The sequence below is a fragment of the Shewanella sp. AS16 genome (genome assembly GCF_021412365.1).
Classification (GTDB): domain Bacteria; phylum Pseudomonadota; class Gammaproteobacteria; order Enterobacterales; family Shewanellaceae; genus Shewanella; species Shewanella salipaludis.
The window spans coordinates 562487-580182 of sequence record NZ_JAKCLK010000003.1 but is presented as its reverse complement, the minus strand read 5'-3'; the positions used below and the strand labels follow the sequence as shown (position 1 = coordinate 580182).

Sequence of the window (17696 nt, the reverse complement as noted above, 5' to 3'; positions counted from 1 at the left end):
ATGGCTAAATGCGCATAGCCAAACAAGCGCAGAGCACAATAGGCCCGGCAGCGCGCTGCCGGCCCTATTGCATGCGTCATACCATGCCTAGCCTGTGAATAATCCAGTAAACAAGCCAGTGAATAACCCCGGGAATATGCCCATGGATAAATATGACATCACAGTCAGCACTTTCGACAAATTAGCCGATAAGTATCAGGCGAAATACATGGATTTCGACTTCTATTTCGATACCTACGACAGCTTCTGCGAGCTGGTGTCACGGCCGAATGCCAAGGTATTCGAGATCGCCAGTGGTCCGGGTAACATCACCCGATATCTGTTGAATAAGCGCCCAGATTATCAGATCCATGGGATCGACTTGGCGCCCAACATGGTGGCGCTGGCCAGAAGCAATAACCCAGAGGCCTCATTCGAGGTCATGGACAGCCGTGATATATCCGCCATAGCCAAAGGCTTCGATGCCATCATCTGTGGCTTCTGCACCCCATATTTGAGCAAATCAGATGTTGAACGGCTCATCAAGCAGATGCGCGACCGAGTTAACATTGGCGGGATCCTCTACCTCAGCACCATGGAAGATGAGGACAGTCGCTCAGGCTGGCAGACCTCGAGTGGCGGCGATCGCGTCTTCATCCACTATCACCAACTCGAGCATCTGGCACAGGCATTGACATCGAATGGCTTCAGCATAATAAAAGTGCTGCGCAAGCAATTTCCGGTGGAAAATGGCACCCCAGGCACAGACCTGTTTATTTATGCCCAGGCGGTATGAGTTTTTCGCCAAGGCCGAACTTCTTGCCTTAACCTGCCAGCCCCTGTCTTTTTTCAGCGCCCTTGGCTAGAGTCATCTCAGGGAAGCAACGTCTGAGGTGGCAAGATGAAAGCGGCTGTGACGAGACCCTCAGGGGTAACGGTATTCCAGACTACGGCAGTGTTCAGCATGCTGTTTGCCCTGATAGGCTTCAGCTACAACGTCTGGCGCATGGAGGTGACGGAAACCAATGCGACCCTGAGGGAAGCCAGCTTCGAAATGTTATTGCAGCTGTCTGAGTTGGAGCTGAATGTCTACGCCGCCTACTATGATCAGGATGCCATCGAAGGCAATCCGCGCAGGGGCTGGGTCAAGGTCGGCCTGATTGAAGATCTGAGCATGCTAATGCCGGCGGAGATCCGTTTGGCGGCCAAAGAACTGAAACAGTCGTGGAGTGAACATTGGTCGCGGCTGCCGACCGAGGAGACCAGTGCCATCTCAGTGGTGACGGCCATAGATGCCACCCGTGCCCAGGTTCGACAGGCACTGGCGGCATTGGACTGACTCAATCCCAGATAGATTCGCGAAAGTGCTTGCGGCACACCGACTCATAACTCTCGTTGCCGCCGATGGCGACTTGCTCGCCCTCACGCATCACCTTGCCGTCGCCATCGAGGCGCACCACCATGTTGGCCTTGCGCCCACAATGGCAAATGGTCTTCAATTCCACCAGCTTATCGGCCCAGGCCAACAGATAGTGGCTGCCGAGGAACAGCTCCCCCTGGAAATCGGTTCTCAGGCCATAGCAGAGCACGGGAATATCGAGCTTATCGACGATAAAGGTCAATTGCCTTACCTGCTCCTTGCTGAGGAATTGGCATTCATCCACCAACACACAATGCAGTGGTGTTTCCCTGTGAGCCGCTTCTATGATGCGGACCAGGTTATCCTCGGCGGCAAACACCTGCGCCTCGGTCTCTATGCCGATGCGCGAGGCGACTTTACCCTTACCGTACCTGTCATCTATCGAGGCCGTCATCACCAAGGTGTTCATGCCGCGTTCGCGATAGTTGTAGGAAGATTGTAACAGCGAGGTCGACTTGCCTGCGTTCATCGCCGAGTAATAAAAATAAAGTTGTGCCAAAATCCTTGCCCTTGAGTGAAAACTGCAGTGGAAAACCGCGTCATTCTAGCATTGAAAGCACCGATAAATCACGGCCCGCGTATGCAGGACACAGGGCCTGCCGCCTCTGGGAGACGCGCATAAAAAAGCGCCGACAAAGGCGGCGCAGTTTCATCTATGCAGAACCGACTGGGCTGAAACCCAGCCCGAGCCGCTGAGCTAGCGAGTTTTCAACTTCAACCACAGGAGTGACAAGAGGAATAGCAGGCTGCAGGCGCCCAGCCCCAAGGCAACCGACTCGGTAAAGCCCAGCACCACATAACCGCCCAGGCTGATGGCCGCGACGATCAAGGCATAAGGCAGCTGAGTCACCACATGATCTATATGATGGCAGCTGGCACCTGTCGATGACAGGATAGTCGTATCGGATATGGGTGAGCAATGGTCGCCAAATACCGCGCCTGCCAGTACGGCCGCCAGCATGGGCAGCATCATACCGGTATGGCTGCCCATGGCCATGTCGGCCGCTATCGGCAGCATGATCCCGAAGGTGCCCCAACTGGTGCCTGTGGCAAAGGCTGTGAAGCCGGCCAGCACGAACATCAACGCCGGCAGGAGGGCGAAAGGAATATTGTCCGTCGCCAGGCTGGCCATAAACTTGCCGGTTTCCAGCTGACCTATGACAGCTGCTATGGTCCAGGCAAACAGCAGTATATAGATGGCGGGCAACATGGAGCGGGCCCCCAGAGTGACGCCCTTAACCACGGACGGCTTATCTATCCCCTGAATGAACACCAAGGCCAGGGTCGCCCCCAATCCCACCAGCGCACCGAAAAACAAGGATGAGCTGACATCCGTCTTCTCGAAGGCTCCTATGAGGCTGAACGCCAGACCATCGGCACTCAACACCCGGGCACCGCTGCTGAGCATGAAATACAGGGTCGCCAGTACCAGCACACTTATTGGCAGGAAGAGGCCCAGTACCCTGCCACTCTCGGCCTCGGGCAGATCCACATTGGCACCGGGTGGTAAGCCCTTGGACTCGTCATAGAGTTCACCACGCACGGCATTGAGCTCATGGGTCCGCATCGGACCTATGTCCAGCCCCCAGAAGGCGACACAGAATAACAACAGCAAGGCGAAGATGGCGTAAAAGTTCATCGGGATCATCTGGATGAACAGGCTCAAATGGCCGGTATCGGCGAAACCATGGGCCGTGAGTATGCCGCCGATCAGCGCTATGATATAGGCGCCCCAGCTGGATACGGGGGAGATCACGCATACTGGGGCTGCGGTCGAGTCCAATATGTAGGCGAGCTTGGCGCGGGAAACATAGTACCTGTCGGTCAATGGCCGCGCCACACTGCCTACCACCAGGCTGTTGAAGTAGTCATCGATGAACACGACACAGCCCAAGAATATGGTCAGCAACTTGGCATCACGCTTATTGCGGATATGGTTACGGGCCCAGATAGCAAAGGCACGGGCCGCACCACTGACGGTGATCAAGGCGGTGATCATCCCCAGCAAGATCAAGAAACCAAGAATATAGAGGTTCCAACTGTTGAGTGCCCCGTCACGCCACAGGAGTGAAATCACGCTCTCGAGCAAGAATCGGCCACTATCCAAGACAGAGAAGTCATTCAGCAACAGGGTACCGAGCAGGATCCCCACACCAAGCGAAATCAATACTTTACGGGTAACAATCGCCAGCAGAATCGCCATCACGGGTGGCAGTAAAGACAGTGCCGAATCGGCATAACTTAGTACGGTCATTTATTATGTTCTTCGTTGAGTACGAATGGAAGGCAACTGAACTGGCTGGAAACGCCCATAGACGTTCATAAACACCTGTCCTAATAGTAGCGCTCCACAGTCAATTATCTCTATCTTAGGGATAGAAAATACCATGGCAGTGCTGTTCCTGTTCGGCAACAGCCCCAATGACGAGCCGGGATGGGTCTCACCATTTCGGCACTCAATCCTTTCATGACCCCTCAGCGGCATCACCCTACTGATCACTACTGATATTAAGTGCACCTCTACTGCATAGAAATTGTATCTATGTAGGGCGCCTATGCGGCGCGGGCACATAAAAACATAAGCGGCTTTGAGGAGCTACCTCAAAGCCGCTTAACGTGACCGAGATCACAGATTAAATCAACTTACGCCGTACCTGGGTACGGCTGTCACACTCAGGCCTTGATGGCCGCGATCAACTCGGGGATGGCTTCGAATAAATCGGCCGTTAACCCATAGTCGGCGATCTGGAAAATCGGCGCTTCGGGATCTTTGTTGATAGCCACTATCACCTTGGAATCTTTCATGCCGGCAAGGTGCTGAATGGCACCCGAGATACCCACGGCAATATAGAGATCCGGGGCGACTATCTTACCCGTCTGGCCAACCTGTAAATCGTTAGGCACGAAACCTGCGTCCACGGCGGCACGCGATGCCCCGACGGCGGCGCCCAGGCTATCGGCCAACGCTTCCAACATGGCGAAGTTCTCACCGCTGCCCATACCTCGGCCACCCGAGACTATGATGCCTGCGTTGCCAAGCTCTGGGCGCTCCGACACAGTCAGGCTCTGGGAGACGAACTGAGTCTTGGCCTCTATGACCTTGTCTATGCTCTCCAGGCCGGCATTGCCGCCATTGGCGGTGGCATCGAAGGCGCTCGCGCGCACCGTCAGCACTTTCTTGTCATCCAGGCTCTGCACCTTGGCCATGGCGTTACCTGCATAGATGGGCCGCACGAAGGTATCGCCGCCCAGCACTTGCACGACTTCGGAGATCTGCGCCACGTCCAGCAAGGCCGCAACTCTGGGAAGCGTATCCTTGCCGACACTCGATGCACTTGCCAGGATATGCTCATAATCCGGAGCCAGCTCGAGGATGAGTTTGGCCAGGTTTTCCGCCAGGTGTGCCTGATAGGCTGCGGCATCGGCCAGCAAGACTCTTGTCACCCCGTCGAGTCGCTGCGCGGCAGCCGCCACTTCGGCACACTCATGTCCGGCCACCAACACATGGATCTCTGTGCCTATGGCCTTAGCCGCAGTAACCACTTTGGCTGTGTCCAGCTTCAGGCTGGCATTATCATGTTCTGCTAATACTAGAATGGCCATTTAGATCACCTTCGCTTCGTTTCTTAACTTTTCCACCAACTCGGCCACAGAGGCTAGCATCACACCCGCAGTGCGCTGGGCCGGCGGCGTGACATCGAGCAACTTCACATGTTGTTTCAGGGTCACCCCGAGATCGGCAACGGCCATGACATCCAAAGGCTTGCGTTTCGCCTTCATGATGTTGGGCAGGGAGGCATAACGCGGTTCATTCAAACGCAGATCTGTGGTGACCACCGCCGGCAACGGGAGTTTCAGCGTCTGTAAGCCACCATCGACTTCGCGGGTGACCAACAGGCTGTCACCTTCCAGCTTCACTTCCGAGGCGAAGGTTGCCTGCGGCATATCGGTCAAGGCAGCGAACATTTGACCCGTCTGGTTATTGTCACCATCGATAGATTGTTTACCGAAGATCACCAACTGGGCCTGCTCTTTCTCTTGCACTGCCTTGAGCAGCTTAGCGATAGAAAGCGGTGTCAACTCTTCGTCGGTTTCGATATGAATGGCGCGATCGGCCCCCAGTGCCATGGCGGTACGCAGCTGCTCTTGTACTGCCTTGCTGCCAATACTGACCACGACTATTTCGCTGGCCGAACCGGCTTCCTTGAGACGCACAGCTTCTTCGACGGCGATTTCACAAAAAGGATTCAACGCCATCTTGAGGTTGGCTGTATCAACGTTCGAGTTGTCGGCCTTGACCCTGACTTTCACGTTGGCATCGACCACACGCTTTATAGGCACCAGTACTTTCATAGGGCTACCTTCCTACCGCTTTATCTGAGTGGATGACACATGGGCTCTGACCTGTAAATCCGTCGAACCTATGTAAGATAGGCCAACTCTACGTGCTGTTGACGTTAACGTCAACCAAACTCAAACGCCTGTTTTGATTTTTTGTTGTCACTGTTGGCCACTTTTTTGAACACCAAAACGGTCAAATTTTATTAGATTGGACACTTTTTAATAAATTCTTCTTAATATTTGCTAATTTTGTTTGCTCCTAGCCATATTAGTTTCTATTATTTAGTTGTTGTTCACCGTTATCCTGTAAATAAAATCATGTGGGACGAAAATTGATATGAGCGAATTTTTAGATATATTAACTCACGGCCGTCGTTTCAAAGCCGCAGTGAAAGATTTAAGCGTTGTCGAATTACGTGATGTAGCCGACAAACTGGATAAGATTATCCTCGACCGTGCATCTATGGCTGAAGAAGAAGAGAAAGCCATGGCTGAGCGTAACGCTAAAATCGAAGCCATCCGCCTGCAAATGGAAGCCGTAGGTTTATCTATCGATGATCTTGGTGGTGTTGCAGCTAAAGCAACGACCAAGAAACGTGCACCACGCCCACCTAAATATCAAATCGAAGTCAATGGCGAAATGATCCAATGGACGGGTCAAGGTCGTATGCCAACCGTATTTAAGAACGAAGTTGAGAAAGGTCGTTCTATGGATGATTTCCTGATTTAAGCGTCAGTATCTTGACTGTCATGGACCCGCAACAGCGGGTCTTTTTTTGTGTGTATCTGTATCAGTGGGTGCTTGGTTGTGTCATAAAGACACTATGTATCAGGCTGACCTACAGCGAGTCAATCTTCAGCGGGCCAGTCAGGAACGCGGGCCGGCAACACAGGGCAGAGTGCCTCAACAGGCTCAATCTCGGTCACCGGCATTCAGCATAATCTCTCCTTTCTTTATGCCAATAACAGATTAAGCTGCTGACAGAGTAAGGCGGAAGGGATAATTTCCCTGCCAATCGCAGCAATATTCACTTTAGAAAAATCCATGCCTGACATGGATTCAGATTTATTGCCGTCATAAATCTGTTACCTAGCTGATTGAATTGGCAGTTTAAAGTTCCCGTCCTCTCGACCAGGTCTTAATATTCAAGTTAATTTGAGTACCCGGATCCAATTAACCTGGGCCGCAGCGGTACGAATATCGGCTCTTAGGCTAATTTTGCTCTCTTATAAACAGCCACCAAGCAGTTACTCCATGGCGATATGCTGCCAACAAATAATTAACTTATTATAACATCTGCCATGTATCTGCAAGCCTATCTTCCTATGCCGGCGAGTCGATGAAACCACCCATGACACCAATGATGTTCCCCTGAAGAATTAATTCACCATAGATCCAAGAAAAGGGCTGAGTTAAAGATAGCCGCCCGAGTGAAGTAAGGTGACAGTCTGTTTGCCCCGGGAGCCATCCCAGAACTTAAATCACAGGCCTGCCGAAGACAGGAATCATCACAGCGACGAATAATCGCCGGCAAAGCTTTATCAAAAGCGACTTAAGCGCTAGAATTTGCTTAACTTTCACTAAGCAGGAGTATAGATTCCTCTTGGTGCCACCTCAGCTAACTTCAGGCCCAGTCTATGAAAATGCCAACTGTGACAGTGATAGTCCTTTTACTCAGCGGCTGTGCCGGTGACTATCGCTTCAACTCCAACCTCGACAGCGACGCCATCAACGATTACTTCAAGGCCTCGGACGTGACTGTCTTCGAGGGCAAGCTTTCTCCTCAGGGGCAATACGAGGTGTTGGGCTTGGTCGAAGGCGAGTCATGCCAGATAAAGCCCAACGATGTCCCCGCCGCCATCAGTGACGCCAGGACCCAGGCGCGCCGGGCCGCCGCCGACAAGCAGGCCAATGGCCTCATCATCAAACGTTGCGCCCTGTTTGAAGAGGCGGATCAAGGCTGTATCAGCCGCGCCCTCTGCGTCGGCCAAGCGATCAAGATGGCCAAGCCAGAAGCCAAATAACCCAGATAAGAGACTGTATGACCTACCAGATCAAGGCGGTGGCCCGTTGCCGCACGCCTTATAAACAGAAATTCGGCATCCCGAGACAACCAGGTTTGGTTGCGGCCAGGGGATTTGTCGAACTCGAAGCCGAATTCAATCACATGGATGCGGTGCGCGGCCTGGAACAATACTCACATCTGTGGCTGTTGTTCTGTTTCCATGAGAACTTGGCTCAGGGCTGGAAGACCACGGTGCGCCCTCCCCGGCTCGGCGGCAACGAGAAGCTCGGGGTATTTGCCACCCGTTCCACCTTCAGACCCAACGGCATAGGCCAATCTGTGGTCAAGTTGCATGGTGTGGTGCAACGCAATGGCAGGGTCTGCCTGGAAATCTCCGGCATGGACTTGCTCGATAACACCCCGGTTATCGACATCAAACCTTATATTCCCTTTTCCGACGCCATTCATGATGCCGTTGGCGGCATAGCTCATGAGGCGCCGGCACTCATGACGGTGAACTACACTGAGCTTGCCGGCGCGCAGATCGCCGCCTATGCCGCCCAAGCACAATACCTGGACTTGGCCGAACTCATAGACGGAGTCTTGGCTCAGGATCCCCGTCCCGCCTACAAGAAGGCCAAGGAGGACCCCAAGTTGTACCAGGTGGCGTTATACGATTTGGATATCTTCTGGTGCATAGAAAACGATGGCATCAAGGTACTGGAACTCAAGCCGGCAAAACTGGATAGACTGGATAGACTGGATAGACTGGATAAAGAGTCACCCAGTGCCAACTGACAAGCTGCCGGACCGGCCACTTAGGACAGAACAAGCCGCAACCCATACAGCTACTTGGAACTATGCACTGACCCATGCCCGAACATATGCCTGATCCCATGCCAGAATCTCTGTCACAACCCGACTATCGCAGCCAACACAAACGCCGGCTATCCTGGATGCCCTGGCTGTATTTCTCCCTGAAAGAGAAACACTTGAGCTGGGCCAGGCCCTGGCAGGAGGAGGTACAGCGCCAATTCAGCGCGCTGGAAACCGTCAGCATAGGCAAACATTGTTTTATCGCCCCCGAAGCGCGGCTGTTCGCCGAGCCAGGGCGGGACATACTCATAGGCGATGACTGCATGATCGCCGCCGAGAGCTTTCTCCATGGTCCCATCACCCTCGGCGACGAAGTGGCCATCAACCACGGCTGCTCCCTCGATGGCGGCCGCAAGGGCATTCGCATCGGCCGTCAGACCCGTATCGCCAACAATGTCACCATCTACGCCTTCAATCATGGCATGGCCCCCAACGCCCCTGTGTACCGGCAGGCCGCCAACTCATGCGGCGTGGTCATAGGCGAGGATGTGTGGATAGGGGCGCAGGCCGGGATAGTCGATGGCGTCACCATAGGCCATCACGCTGTGGTTGGCATGGGCGCCATTGTCACCAAAGATGTGCCCGACTGGGCGATAGTGGCAGGAAATCCCGCCCGTATCATAGGCGATAGGCGGAATAAAGCCCAAGTCTGATGCCTGAATTGCACGCATAGTGGCGCGGGTGTTCTCACTCGTATCCCTAAGGCAATAGGCGGGATAAAGTCCCAGTCTGATGTCTGAATTGCACACCACGCATGGTGGCGCGGGTGTTCTCACCCGCATCCTAGGCGATAGGCGGGATAAAGTCCCTGTCTGATGCCTAAGAAGAAGCTCACATCATAAGCACAGACGCGATAAAGCCCATCCAGCGGCGCAACAGCCTTTATCTGCTGCACTTATTTGGTACTTGGTAGGTGACATCATAGCCGCAGGTGATAAAATGACGCCCATTCAACTCAAATATGGACTTCGGTAATGCGCGTCAGCAAGTACCTGCTATCAACACAAAAAGAAACCCCTGCCAACGCAGAAGTGGTCAGTCACCAATTAATGTTACGTGCCGGCATGATCCGCCGTAACGCATCGGGCCTGTACAGCTGGTTGCCCTCAGGCCTGCGTGTACTGCGTAAGGTCGAGGCCATAGTTCGTGAAGAAATGAACAAGGCCGGCGCCATAGAGATCTTGATGCCCATGGTGCAACCCGGGGATCTTTGGGTTGAGACGGGTCGTTGGGAAAAGTTTGGTCCCGAGCTGCTGCGCTTCAAAGATCGCCACAACCGTGACTTCGTCCTGGGTCCGACCCATGAAGAAGTGATCACAGATATCATTCGTAAAGAAGTCAACTCATACAAGCAGTTGCCTCTGAGCCTGTATCAGATCCAGACCAAATTCCGTGACGAAGTCCGCCCACGTTTCGGTGTGATGCGTGCCCGTGAGTTCCTGATGAAAGACGCCTACTCCTTCCATCTGGATCAAGGCACCATGGATGATACCTATCACGCCATGCACCAGGCCTACAGCAACATACTGTCACGCATGGGACTGGCTTTCCGTCCCGTGCTGGCCGATACCGGCTCCATCGGCGGCAGCATGTCACACGAATTCCATGTACTGGCCCAAAGCGGTGAAGATCTTATCGCCTACTCTACCGGCAGCGATTATGCCGCCAACATAGAGAAAGCCGAGTCCCCCATGCCGACCGAGGCACGTGGCGCCGCAACCCAGGAAATGACTCTGGTCGATACCCCGAATGCCAAGACCATAGCCGAATTGGTCGACCAATTTGGTCTGGACATCACCAAGACGGTCAAAACCTTGATAGTCAAAGGCGCCAGCGATGAGGTGCCTCTGGTGGCCTTGATCGTTCGCGGCGATCACGAGCTGAACGAAATCAAGGCCGACAAGCTGGAGCTGGTTGCCTCACCGTTGGAGTTTGCCTCCGACGCCGAAATCCGCGACGCCATAGGCGCGGGTCCGGGTTCACTCGGCCCTGTCGGTCTTAAGCTGCCCATCATTATCGATCACAGCGTGGCCGTAATGAGCGATTTCAGTGCCGGTGCCAACCTCGATGACAAGCATTATTTCGGTATCAACTGGGAGCGGGATCTGCCGCTGGCCCAGGCTGCCGACATACGCAACGTGGTTGAAGGCGAGCCGACACCGGATGGCCTGGGCACCTATGCCATGGCACGCGGCATAGAAGTGGGTCATATCTTCCAGTTGGGCACCAACTACTCGGAGGCGATGAACGCCACTGTCTTGGACGAAAATGGCAAGTCACAGGTCCTCTTGATGGGTTGTTACGGTGTCGGTGTCAGCCGCATAGTGGCGGCCGCGATCGAGCAGAACAATGACGCGCGCGGCATCATCTGGCCGGAAGCCATAGCGCCATTCAGCGTTGGCATACTGCCGATGAACATGCACAAGTCCCATAGAGTCACGGATATCGCCGAGAAACTGTATCAAGATCTCAACGCCGCCGGTATCGAAGTGCTGCTGGACGATCGCAAGGAACGCCCTGGAGTGATGTTTGCCGACATGGAACTGCTGGGCATTCCGCACACTGTGGTCATAGGCGATCGCAACATAGATGCCGGCATGTTCGAATACAAGAACCGCCGCACAGGCGAGAAGCAGGACATCCCCTTCGATCAACTCATCGACTTCCTCAAGGGCCAGCTTCAGGCCTGAAGTTCAGACTATGGACCCCAGGTGTGTGCCGAATGACTGGCGCCGACCTACCAAAAAAAACGCACCCCGGGGTGCGTTTTTTTATGCTGGCCCGACAACCTCAGTTTGCCTGCGGCTGTTGCCAAAGACGCCGCCCCCGGAAATAAACTCGCTCGGGCCGATGCCCATCTGTTGCTTGAACATGAAACCCAATGCCGAGCTGAGCCCGCTGATCTCAACGGCATGGGCGCAATTCGCCATGGAAGTGCGCCAAGGCAGCTTTCCGACCTCTGCCCATTGCTTCACTATGCTGGAGCAACCCGAATGCCGGTTTGCGCCGACGCTGGATGGCCAAGTGTGGCTTATTTTGCCTGTCCTATTGCTTTTTAGGGTGTTAAATGGCTTTAATTGATTTATCTATCAAGCAATTGGGGCCCTATTTTGCCAACAACAACCGCACTGGTACTGGGTGGCGGCGGCGCCAGAGCCGCCTACCAATTGGGAGTATTGAAAGCGCTGGTACAATTTTATCCCCGCAATCACGGTATTCCCTTCAAGATCATCAGTGGCACCTCGGCCGGGGCCATCAATGGCACCTCCATCGCCACTCACGCCTCCTGTTTCCATCTGGGGGTGCGTAAGCTCGAGTGGGTCTGGCGTCACATTGAGACCCGCAAGGTTTATCGCGCCTCAATCCCCGGCGTGCTGCGTCACCTCGGCAAGATGGCCTTGAGGGGACTGCAAAATGATGCCGTCAACACGGATGCCGGCAGTCTGCTCGACAATGAACCCCTGAGGCACCTGCTGAACCAGCTAATAGACTTCAAACGCATAGACAGGAATATCACCCACGGCGCCCTCACCGCCCTGAGCATAGACACCTCCTGTTATGATCGCTCCCGCTCAGAGACCTTTTTCCAGGCCAGCAGTGATATCGCAAACTGGACCCGCGCCAGACGCAGCGGTGAGCGCAGGCGCCTCAACACGGAGCATTTGCTCGCCAGCTCGGCCATACCGCTGGTGTTCCCGTCGATTAAACTCGAGCAGGGTTACTATGGCGATGGCTCAGTCCACCAGCTGGCGCCCCTCTCCAGCCCTATCCATTTGGGGGCCAAGAAGCTCATGGTGATCAATCTGGACAGTCCCAACAGGCTGCTGCCGAGCCGCCAAGCCCATCACCCCAAGACGGCCACCATTGCGGGTCATCTATTGGATACCATCTTCTCAGATACCCTCAACAGCGATCTGGAGCGGCTGGAGCGGATCAACAACACCCTGAGCCTGATCCCTGAATCTGGCAAAACCAAGTTGGAGCTTAAACCGATAGAAACCTTGGTCATCAAGCCGAGCGAAGATCTCACCCAAATAGCCGCCCGCTATTATGACGACATGCCGTTTGCGATCCGCACCTTGTTGGCCTTTATCGGCATAGATAAACACTCGGACTCGAGTATTGTCTCCTACCTGCTGTTCGAAAAATCCTATACCAGCACACTGATAGATCTGGGCTACCAGGATGCCATGTGCCAAATAGATGAGATCAAAGCCTTCTTCGGTATCGAAGGCGGCAGAGGTTCAGTGTGTGTCAGAGACAAACCAACCGCCACAGTTAGCCGTTAGCAGACGAGTAAAAAATAACCCCGCATTGCTTATTGCCAAGAGATGCGGGGTTGTTGTTCAACTCTGTGTGACCGGGAACTTAGACGGAATAATAGTCGCGATACCAATCGACGAACTGCTGCACCCCTTGCTTGATGTCCATCTGCGGCTTGTAACCCACTGTCTTAAACAGATCCTCGGTATCGGCCCAGGTGGCATGCACATCGCCCGGCTGCATAGGCAACATGTTCTTGATGGCCTCCACGCCGAGCGCCGCTTCTATGGCGGCGATAAATTCCATCAGGGGAACGGGACTGCCGTTGCCTATGTTGAACACCTTATAGGGCGCCGAGCTGGTGCCCGGGGTGCCGGTTTCGACCGTCCAGTCGACATCGGCCGCAGGCACGGCATCCTGGATACGCATGATGCCTTCGACTATGTCGTCGATATAGGTGAAGTCACGGCTCAGGTTGCCATGGTTGTACACATCTATGGCCTCACCCTTGAGGATCGCCCTGACGAACTTGATCGGCGCCATGTCCGGTCGGCCCCAGGGGCCATAAACGGTGAAGAATCTCAGCCCTGTGGTCGGCAAGCCATACAGATGCGAGTAGGTATGGGCCATCAGTTCGTTGGCCTTCTTTGTGGCCGCATACAGGGAAATGGGGTGATCGACACTGTCGGCGGTCGAGAATGGCATCTTCTGATTCAGGCCATAGACAGAACTGGAAGAGGCATACACCAGATGCTCTATCTTATGATGGCGGCAACCTTCGAGTATGGTCAGCTGACCTATGAGGTTACTGTCGGCATAAGCCAGGGGATTGTCTATCGAGTAGCGCACCCCGGCTTGGGCGCCCAGGTGGATCACCCGGGTGAAGCCTTCGCCGGCGAATAACTCGGCGATGCCAACCCTGTCGGCCAGATCCAGCTCGATGAAGCGAAAGTTGTCCTGGGACGCCAGCCTGGCCAACCTTGCATGTTTCAAGTTAACATCATAATAATCATTGAGATTATCTATGCCTACGACACTATGACCTGCGGCGCACAGGCGCTCGCTGACCTTGGCACCGATAAATCCTGCCGCGCCTGTGACTAAATATTTCATCAGCTTCATTAAAACCTAATCCTTAAAAATAATTTTGGAAATCCGGAGCTTAATCTGATCCAAACAGATCCCGGGTATAGACCTTGTCGGCCACATCGTTGAGCTCTGCCAGCATACGGTTAGACACTATCACATCCGCCATGGCCTTGAACTCGTCGAGATCTGTGATCACCCTGGAGTTGAAGAACTCGGGCTCGGTCAGCACAGGCTCATACACTACCACTTCTATGCCTTTGGCCTTGATGCGCTTCATAATCCCCTGGATGGATGAGGCGCGAAAGTTGTCCGAGCCCGACTTCATGATCAATCGATAAATGCCCACCACCTTGGGCTGCTTGCGTATGATGGCATCGGCGATAAAATCCTTACGGGTAGTGTTGGCATCGACGATGGCGCTGATGAGGCTGTTGGGCACGTCGGCATAGTTGGCCCGCAACTGCTTTGTGTCCTTGGGCAGACAATAACCGCCGTAACCGAAGGAAGGGTTGTTGTAGTGAGAGCCGATGCGTGGATCCAGCCCTACCCCTTCGATGATCTGCCGACTGTCGAGGTTATGGGTCTCGGCATAGCTGTCCAGCTCATTGAAATAGGCCACCCGCATCGCCAGATAGGTGTTGGAGAAGAGTTTCACCGCCTCGGCCTCGGTCGAGTCAGTGAACAGCACGGGAATGTCCTGTTTGATGGCGGCTTGGCTCAGCAAGTCGGCAAACACCCGCGCCCGCTCGGAACGCTCACCTACTATGATGCGTGAAGGGTACAGGTTGTCGTACAAGGCCTTGCCTTCGCGCAAGAACTCGGGCGAGAAGAGAATGTTGTCACAATTGAACTTGGCTCTGATCGACTGGGTATAGCCCACGGGCACTGTGGACTTGATCACCATCACGGCATTGGGGTTGATGGCCATCACCTCTTGGATCACAGCTTCTACCGAACTGGTATTGAAATAGTTGGTCGCAGGATCGTAATCTGTCGGAGTGGCGATGATCACATAATCGGCATCCAGGTAGGCCTGCTTGCTGTCCAACGTCGCCTGCAGTTTCAGCGGTTTGATGCTGAGATAATGCTGGATTTGCTCATCGACAATGGGTGACTCACGCAGATTAACCGCATCGACCCGGCTCTGAAGAATATCCACCGCAATGACTTCATTGTGCTGCGCCAGCAACACAGCATTCGACAAGCCAACATACCCGGTACCCGCTACCGCAATTTTCATAAAAAACCTTACAAAAAGAATAAGTCCAATGACCAACCGTCAACGCCGAACCCAAGAGCATAAACAGGGTCTATAGAGAAAGTCAGTGACTGATTGTATTGAGCCAAACCGGCTGAAATCACGCAGTTTACTACCAATGAAAGCCATTGCCAAAACTAATCCACCTCTGGGGTATCGCGTCTGGACAATATAGGGGCTGCCGACAGAGGCCAGGCGATAGCAAACCTCGGGTCGTTCCAGGGGAGCACCTGCTCATCTTCCGGAGCATAATAGTCGCTGCACTTATAGACCACTTCGGCAGAATCGCTGAGCACATAGAAGCCATGGGCGAACCCCGGCGGGATCCACTGCTGCAGGCGGTTATCGGCGGACAACTCACGTCCGACCCAGCGGCCATGGGTTGGCGACTCGGACCTAATGTCCACCGCCACATCGAAGACAGTGCCGGCGATGACCCGCACCAGCTTGCCCTGGGGCCTGGTAGCCTGATAATGCAGGCCGCGCAGCACATTATTCATCGAGCGACTGTGGTTCTCCTGCACCAGCTTGGGGGCCACCAGGCCATGGGCCTTAAAGCAGGCGTTGAACTCGGACTCGCGAAAGGTCTCCATGAAGAAACCCCGTTCATCGCCAAACACCTGGGGTTCAAATAGGAGAACATCGGGAATTTCTGTGCTGATGCAGTGCATTAAAATACCTTAGTGTCTAGCAGACTGAGCAAATACTCACCGTAACCACTCTTCAATAACGGCTGTGCCAACGCCTGTAACTGTGCAGCATCTATCCAACCGAGCCGATAGGCCTGCTCTTCCGGGCAATTGATCTTCAGCCCCTGACGTTTCTCTATGGCGGCAATGAATTGACTCGCCTCCGCCATGGCATCCGCTGTGCCTGTATCGAGCCAAGCCGTGCCCCGCCCCATGATTTCCACCTCGAGGCAGCCCTCGGCAAGGTAGTGATTGAGCACATCGGCGATTTCCAGCTCGCCCCGCAATGACGGCTTAACCCCTTTGGCTATGGACGAGGCCCGGCCGTCGAAGAAATACAGTCCGGACAGGGCATATTGGGATGCGGGTACGAGTGGTTTCTCTGTGATAGAGGTGACCCTTCTCTCAGCATCGAACCCCTGCACCCCATAGGCCCGGGGATTGGCCACATGATAACCGAAGACAGTGGCACCGCCTTGGCTGGCGGCGACGTGTGTGAGCATCTGCGGCAGCTCGTGACCATAGAAGAGGTTATCACCGAGGATAAACACACTGTCGTCACCGCCCAGATATTCCTCGGCAATGAGCAGCGCCTGCGCCAGTCCCTCGGGTCTGGGCTGCACTTCATAGTGCAGCTGCATGCCCCACTGAAAACCGTCCCCGAGCAAGGCGCGAAACAGCCCAAGATCGCTCGGGGTGCAGATCAGCAGCACCTCGCGGACGCCGGCCTGCATCAGCGTGGATAAGGGATAATAAATCATCGGCTTATCATACAGAGGCAACAGCTGCTTGCTCACTACTTGGGTCATGGGGAATAAACGGCTACCCGTGCCCCCCGCCAACAAAATGCCTTTCTCATCGCCTGTCTGCAATCATCCTAAACTGTCGGGATTGTAGCATATTCAAGACCCAGGGACGCAAAACGGCTCGGCAGAGTCGCCGCCAGAAAAGCGAAACCTCTCGGATCAAAGCCCATTAGCCGACAGCGGCTTTTATGTTAATCTGACGACGGTGCTATGCCGCAGGCTGACATCGGACCCGGCACAGTGCTATTGGTTTACGATGGTTCCTCCTGAAACGTTTCGCTTACCAATACGGCTTAGAAGACACAACACTGGTCAAAACAACACCAAATAAGGGTGACGGTAACATAATGGATATCATTCGCTTCAACCAATGCCAGAGCACACAGTGGAAAAATGGCGGCGGTACCACCACCCAACTGATAATCGCCCCGCCTGGGGCCGGCCTGGATAACTTCGATTATCGTGTCAGCATGGCCAGGGTCAATTCGGACACCCCCTTCTCACAGTTCGAAGCCATAGACAGGCAATTGCTGATCCTCGAGGGCGAGGGATTGGCATTGGAGATTGAAGGAAAGGAAGGGGCTGCAACCCTGTTGAAGCTGGGGCCGGCGCTGGCATTCGCCGGCGAGTTGATGATTGGCAGCAAGTTATTGGCCGGGCCGGTACTCGACTTCAACGTCATGACCCGCCGGGGCCACTACAGGGCAAAGACTGAGTACCTCAGGCTGGAGAAGAATGTCGGCATCAACCAGGAATGCCGCAGTCGGCGCTGCCTGTTGATATTTTTAACCCAGACACTCTGCCTCACGGGAGAAGGCATGCCTGCACTCGAGTTGCAGACCTATGATCTCTTGAGCTATGAGGCAGGAGAAACTATTTTCCTGCAACCGCAAGCAGCCGCAGGCATCATCAGAGTCTGGTTGGATAGGCCTTGATTGAATAGGTATTGATTGGATGAGTGTTGCTTGG

General features: G+C 54.2%; 18 protein-coding genes and 1 riboswitch. Of the genes, 10 read left to right on the top strand and 8 right to left on the bottom strand.

What is annotated here, in order from left to right; genetic code table 11:
- The first annotated feature begins 142 nt into the window (after positions 1-142).
- Entirely contained in the window at positions 143-775 is a 633-nt protein-coding gene (locus tag LZP73_RS11140) for a class I SAM-dependent methyltransferase (RefSeq protein ID WP_234235067.1), read from the top strand.
- Between the two features lie 105 nt (positions 776-880).
- Positions 881-1318: a hypothetical protein gene (locus LZP73_RS11135; protein WP_234235065.1), complete on the top strand. Its 438-nt coding sequence runs from the start codon at positions 881-883 to the stop codon at positions 1316-1318.
- Position 1319: 1 nt separating this feature from the next.
- Here LZP73_RS11135 and LZP73_RS11130 read toward each other — a convergent pair whose 3' ends face one another.
- From LZP73_RS11130 to LZP73_RS11115, 4 genes are all read right to left on the bottom strand, one after another.
- Positions 1320-1898: a thymidine kinase gene (locus tag LZP73_RS11130; protein ID WP_234235063.1), complete on the bottom strand. Its 579-nt coding sequence runs from the start codon at positions 1896-1898 to the stop codon at positions 1320-1322.
- Positions 1899-2096: 198 nt separating this feature from the next.
- Positions 2097-3653, bottom strand: a complete 1557-nt coding sequence (locus LZP73_RS11125) for a Na+/H+ antiporter NhaC family protein (protein WP_234235061.1) — start codon at positions 3651-3653, stop codon at positions 2097-2099.
- Between the two features lie 79 nt (positions 3654-3732).
- A riboswitch (Lysine riboswitch) is annotated at positions 3733-3930 on the bottom strand.
- Positions 3931-4072: 142 nt separating this feature from the next.
- A complete protein-coding gene (locus tag LZP73_RS11120; RefSeq protein ID WP_234235059.1) occupies positions 4073-5002 on the bottom strand; it encodes an electron transfer flavoprotein subunit alpha/FixB family protein in 930 nt (309 codons plus the stop codon).
- The gene (locus LZP73_RS11115; protein ID WP_234235057.1) at positions 5003-5752 is read right to left on the bottom strand and encodes an electron transfer flavoprotein subunit beta/FixA family protein; all 750 of its coding nucleotides are present in this window, start codon (positions 5750-5752) and stop codon (positions 5003-5005) included.
- 325 nt (positions 5753-6077) lie between these two features.
- Here LZP73_RS11115 and LZP73_RS11110 point away from each other — a divergent pair, with 325 nt between their 5' ends.
- From LZP73_RS11110 to LZP73_RS11080, 7 genes are all read left to right on the top strand, one after another.
- On the top strand, positions 6078-6470 hold the full coding sequence (locus tag LZP73_RS11110; protein ID WP_169564330.1) for an H-NS histone family protein: 393 nt from the start codon (positions 6078-6080) through the stop codon (positions 6468-6470).
- A 908-nt stretch (positions 6471-7378) separates the two neighbouring features.
- Complete coding sequence (rcsF, locus tag LZP73_RS11105; RefSeq protein WP_234235055.1) at positions 7379-7765, top strand: Rcs stress response system protein RcsF; 387 nt, start codon at positions 7379-7381, stop codon at positions 7763-7765.
- Positions 7766-7782: 17 nt separating this feature from the next.
- The gene (tsaA, locus tag LZP73_RS11100; protein ID WP_234235053.1) at positions 7783-8544 is read left to right on the top strand and encodes a tRNA (N6-threonylcarbamoyladenosine(37)-N6)-methyltransferase TrmO; all 762 of its coding nucleotides are present in this window, start codon (positions 7783-7785) and stop codon (positions 8542-8544) included.
- Between the two features lie 98 nt (positions 8545-8642).
- Complete coding sequence (locus LZP73_RS11095) at positions 8643-9275, top strand: acyltransferase (RefSeq protein WP_442800731.1); 633 nt, start codon at positions 8643-8645, stop codon at positions 9273-9275.
- Positions 9276-9596: 321 nt separating this feature from the next.
- Positions 9597-11312, top strand: coding sequence for a proline--tRNA ligase (locus tag LZP73_RS11090; protein ID WP_234235051.1), 1716 nt, complete (start codon positions 9597-9599; stop codon positions 11310-11312).
- A gap of 181 nt (positions 11313-11493) precedes the next feature.
- Positions 11494-11703, top strand: coding sequence for a hypothetical protein (locus tag LZP73_RS11085; protein ID WP_234235049.1), 210 nt, complete (start codon positions 11494-11496; stop codon positions 11701-11703).
- Positions 11704-11732: 29 nt separating this feature from the next.
- Entirely contained in the window at positions 11733-12911 is a 1179-nt protein-coding gene (locus LZP73_RS11080; RefSeq protein WP_234235047.1) for a patatin-like phospholipase family protein, read from the top strand.
- A gap of 79 nt (positions 12912-12990) precedes the next feature.
- Here LZP73_RS11080 and LZP73_RS11075 read toward each other — a convergent pair whose 3' ends face one another.
- The 4 genes from LZP73_RS11075 to rfbA form a co-directional block, all read right to left on the bottom strand.
- On the bottom strand, positions 12991-13998 hold the full coding sequence (locus LZP73_RS11075; RefSeq protein WP_234235270.1) for an NAD-dependent epimerase: 1008 nt from the start codon (positions 13996-13998) through the stop codon (positions 12991-12993).
- A gap of 49 nt (positions 13999-14047) precedes the next feature.
- The gene (locus tag LZP73_RS11070) at positions 14048-15214 is read right to left on the bottom strand and encodes a nucleotide sugar dehydrogenase (RefSeq protein WP_234235045.1); all 1167 of its coding nucleotides are present in this window, start codon (positions 15212-15214) and stop codon (positions 14048-14050) included.
- 155 nt (positions 15215-15369) lie between these two features.
- Positions 15370-15903, bottom strand: a complete 534-nt coding sequence (gene rfbC / locus LZP73_RS11065; protein WP_234235043.1) for a dTDP-4-dehydrorhamnose 3,5-epimerase — start codon at positions 15901-15903, stop codon at positions 15370-15372.
- Positions 15903-16793 (bottom strand): glucose-1-phosphate thymidylyltransferase RfbA, encoded by an 891-nt coding sequence (rfbA, locus tag LZP73_RS11060; protein ID WP_267960145.1) that lies wholly within the window; start codon positions 16791-16793, stop codon positions 15903-15905. Before rfbA ends, rfbC begins: the two co-directional genes overlap by 1 nt.
- Positions 16794-17074: 281 nt before the next feature.
- On the opposite strand from rfbA, the gene LZP73_RS11055 reads away from it, so the two are divergent.
- Positions 17075-17662 carry a HutD/Ves family protein gene (locus tag LZP73_RS11055; protein WP_234235041.1) on the top strand — a complete coding sequence of 196 codons (588 nt, stop codon included), beginning with the start codon at positions 17075-17077 and terminating at the stop codon, positions 17660-17662.
- Positions 17663-17696: the final 34 nt, after the last annotated feature.

Coding starts and splice junctions, on each gene's coding strand:
- LZP73_RS11140 (WP_234235067.1), top strand. CDS start 143: ATGGATAAATATGACATCACAGTCAGCACTTTCGACAAATTAGCCGAT.
- LZP73_RS11135 (WP_234235065.1), top strand. CDS start 881: ATGAAAGCGGCTGTGACGAGACCCTCAGGGGTAACGGTATTCCAGACT.
- LZP73_RS11125 (WP_234235061.1), bottom strand. CDS start 3,653: ATGACCGTACTAAGTTATGCCGATTCGGCACTGTCTTTACTGCCACCC.
- LZP73_RS11120 (WP_234235059.1), bottom strand. CDS start 5,002: ATGGCCATTCTAGTATTAGCAGAACATGATAATGCCAGCCTGAAGCTG.
- LZP73_RS11115 (WP_234235057.1), bottom strand. CDS start 5,752: ATGAAAGTACTGGTGCCTATAAAGCGTGTGGTCGATGCCAACGTGAAA.
- LZP73_RS11110 (WP_169564330.1), top strand. CDS start 6,078: ATGAGCGAATTTTTAGATATATTAACTCACGGCCGTCGTTTCAAAGCC.
- rcsF (WP_234235055.1), top strand. CDS start 7,379: ATGAAAATGCCAACTGTGACAGTGATAGTCCTTTTACTCAGCGGCTGT.
- tsaA (WP_234235053.1), top strand. CDS start 7,783: ATGACCTACCAGATCAAGGCGGTGGCCCGTTGCCGCACGCCTTATAAA.
- LZP73_RS11095 (WP_442800731.1), top strand. CDS start 8,643: ATGCCAGAATCTCTGTCACAACCCGACTATCGCAGCCAACACAAACGC.
- LZP73_RS11090 (WP_234235051.1), top strand. CDS start 9,597: ATGCGCGTCAGCAAGTACCTGCTATCAACACAAAAAGAAACCCCTGCC.
- LZP73_RS11085 (WP_234235049.1), top strand. CDS start 11,494: ATGAAACCCAATGCCGAGCTGAGCCCGCTGATCTCAACGGCATGGGCG.
- LZP73_RS11075 (WP_234235270.1), bottom strand. CDS start 13,998: ATGAAATATTTAGTCACAGGCGCGGCAGGATTTATCGGTGCCAAGGTC.
- LZP73_RS11070 (WP_234235045.1), bottom strand. CDS start 15,214: ATGAAAATTGCGGTAGCGGGTACCGGGTATGTTGGCTTGTCGAATGCT.
- rfbC (WP_234235043.1), bottom strand. CDS start 15,903: ATGCACTGCATCAGCACAGAAATTCCCGATGTTCTCCTATTTGAACCC.
- LZP73_RS11055 (WP_234235041.1), top strand. CDS start 17,075: ATGGATATCATTCGCTTCAACCAATGCCAGAGCACACAGTGGAAAAAT.